2 protein-coding genes are annotated in these 2,994 nt (G+C 55.9%); both read right to left on the bottom strand.

Features of this window, described 5'->3' with window-relative positions:
- Nucleotides 1-133: 133 nt before the first annotated feature.
- On the bottom strand, nucleotides 134-679 hold the full coding sequence (locus tag HNQ59_RS19180) for a hypothetical protein (protein WP_184041996.1): 546 nt from the start codon (nucleotides 677-679) through the stop codon (nucleotides 134-136).
- A partial coding sequence (locus HNQ59_RS19775; RefSeq protein WP_246491089.1) for a hypothetical protein occupies nucleotides 676-2,994 on the bottom strand: 2,319 nt, incomplete at its 5' end. The genes HNQ59_RS19180 and HNQ59_RS19775, both read right to left, overlap by 4 nt.

The following is a 2,994-nucleotide window of genomic DNA, read 5'->3' as shown; positions in this document are numbered from 1 at the left end:
CCGCTCCCGGAAGCCGTTCCCATACGTCACGTCCGTCTCTGGGTCGGTCTTCTTGAGCAACTGGCCTTGTGTGTTGTATTCAAAGCGGGTGGTGAATTGAATAAAAAACGATTCATGCAGAGGTACCTAAGCATCACTGCCTAGAGAAGAACTCATTCTCCAACAACCTAGAGACCTCATTAGAAGGTACTGTCCCAGAAACTATCGAACACAAAGTACTAGCCAAAACCTCAAAAACATACTCGCTAGAACCGACATTCTGGGCAGCAATATCGACCAGCAATACTCCATTGCCTAGTGTTGAGAGAACATCTGCCTTTCTCTTAACCCCTTTCTCGACAGCAGAAACGAAGCTCCGATCCATGCCGATATCAAGTTCATTTTGATCAATTATATGCGACTTAACTCGTCTTTTTGTCTCTCCATATTTTACCTTGACAAGTATTCCTTTAATATCATCAGGTATGAAATTCATGCCAATCAATCCACTCCAATAGTGACCAGCCCTAGGCAGAAATATCTCAATTGCTGCATATGACTTGGCCACCACTGCTTTACAGTCCAGAGCTCCTGTCGTAAGTGTAAAAAAATGATTCATATCACTTTCAATCACCAGCGACTCATCCTTATTAAAGTCCAAAAAAAATGAGCCAATCTTTGAAAATTTACCGACCATCATTTAACTCCCCAAAATCTATAATAATTTGGATTCATAGTTTTACTCTGCACAAGAGCATCAGCAGCAAGAACCGCATCAGGATGATAAACACTCCACGGTGATACTTTATAAAAATCGAGTGTTTTCTGATGCAATGGATAATAGTTATCAATGACGTTAGTTGATGTGTATGGAAGCCCAAGCTCCTGTAATTTCCGCTTCATAAGTGTGGCCTCTTTGAGTTCGTGCGTATAGAACACAGCGTCTGCACCAGTGACCGGTGTATTGCTTTCAAGGGAGTTACGTAACCTACCGAGCATCACATTATTTTCAATACTTGGCCCATACATTGATTCAAAATGTCCTAAATGCGTCTCGACAATTCCTAGCCCCTTCTGGCTGACAGCAACTTCCCTACCTGTCAGCTTACCGAAACCAATGCCGTCAGTTGTGCCACCAGCAAATGCACCAGTTGGCCGGATTTCAATATTTGAAACATCCCACCCAATCCCCTCACTAGGCGACAGCGTCACAGGCCGGTATTTTACCCCACTTGCAACAGTTTCCTCCGCGAAGGAAACTGGTTTGCTGAACTGCGTCGGATAAGCCCCTTTCTGGATACCCTGTGGCCGATTCGACAGCGGATGTCCCCCTGCCAGACTGCCCATGGCATCCACTGCCTGGCCTGCGCTGCTGATCACCTGCCCAAAGCCCTGCGCTGGGTCGCCCCCGCCGGCCACATAGCCCGCCATGACCGGGGTAAATATGCCCGAGCTGGTGGTGGCATCAACCCCTGCTGCAATATGCTCCAGCCGCGCCTGGGCGGACAGGCCACGCTGGCCGTTCCAGGGGCGCAGTTCGTTTTGACCCGGCTTGAGTGCAATCTGCGGTTTGACTTCATAGCACATCCCGCCCGCTGTTTTGCCATTGAGCAGCTCGTCGAGATAGGTCAGTGCATCCTTGGCCGACCCGGTCTGGCTTGCAGTGGCCGCTTGGGCCAATGCGGCGGCACGGGCTGCCTTCACACGCGCAATGGCGGCGTTGTCGCTGGCCATCACTTGTGCATAGGTCTCATGGGCTGCTTGAACGTTATAGGTTCCTGCATCGGGCATCCAGATCTGCTGTCCATCGCGCAATCGGCTACTGCCGCCATTGGCCATGGCCATTGCGCCAATCAAGCTGGCATTTCCACCTGCAAGCTGGCTGAGGGTGTCGCCTTGGCGGACGGAGACATATTGTCCGCCTGCTCTTTCCCAGCCTTCGCCATATCGCCGGATGTGGTCCGGCAGGCTGGATGGTAGCGGTGCTTTGTCTTGTCGCCCAATCGCACCTGCCATTGCCAGGGTAGACCAGTCTTCGATGAAGGTGTCTGTGGGGGCTGCGACTGTGGCATGGCTATTCCCCCCCGCCAGCTGCTGTGCGCGGCTGGCGGCTTCGGCTTCAGTGCGGGTGGCGATGTAATTATTCACGCCCGCATTGGCAAAGGCATCACCAAAGGCATTGGCCAGCAGGCCGCGCTGGTAGTCCCGGTAGTGATGGGTGGTGAGCTGCGTCGAGACCGCGCCGCTGGCGAAGTTGCGTGCCAGCTGGCGGGTGAAGCCGTGGATGAAACTCTGCTCGCCCTGGCCGCTGGCCAGTTGCTGCTGGACGCTCGACCAGGTCGGGCTGTTGCCTTGTCCGGGATATTGCAGCTGGCCAATGGCGTCGCCCACTACGCTGCCGACCGCCGCCCCGGCCCCGGCTGCCGCCACTTGGTTCCACTTGAAGCCATCTTGCCAGCCGGCAGCGCGCATGGCTTGTTGGGTGATGACGTTGCCGATCATGGCGTTGGCGCCAGCTGCGGCCCAGCCACTGAGGCCCATCGTGCTGGCCAGGCCATTGCCACTGTTGAAGATGCTGCCAGCTCGGTTCAAGAGCGTGCCTGTGGTGCTACCAGTGCTACCCGCACTGCCCGCGCTGCCCGCGCTGCCGATCGAGCCTACGCCAGCGGTCACCCCGGCTGCCAGGGCAGAAATGCCGACCTGCGTCCAGCTGAATTTGTCGACGTTGCCGGTGGCCATGCCTACCAGTTGGCTGGCGGCAGAGCCGACGGCGCCGGCAATGGCGCCGGCTGCTACGGTCGCGAGGGTGCTACTACCCAGCAGTGCCGGGCCGATCAGGGTTGCCGCCGCCCCGGCGGTCACAATGGTTGCCACCACCGCCACCACGATCATCAGGATCATACCTGCCGTGCCGCAGCCACCTTCCTTCGGCGCAGCCGGGGTTGGCAGGGTTGGGTCGAGTCGGCCCATGGCTTCGCCGGGGTTGTAGGGCCGGAAGGTGGTGCTGTTGTTGTG

The organism is Chitinivorax tropicus, from assembly GCF_014202905.1.
Lineage (GTDB): Bacteria > Pseudomonadota > Gammaproteobacteria > Burkholderiales > SCOH01 > Chitinivorax > Chitinivorax tropicus.
The sequence above is the reverse complement of the archived record's forward strand: the minus strand, read 5'-3'. Positions and strand labels throughout refer to the sequence as shown.

Bases quoted from the DNA above. Each gene is read 5' to 3' on its own strand.
- HNQ59_RS19180 (WP_184041996.1), bottom strand. From the start codon at position 679: ATGATGGTCGGTAAATTTTCAAAGATTGGCTCATTTTTTTTGGACTTT.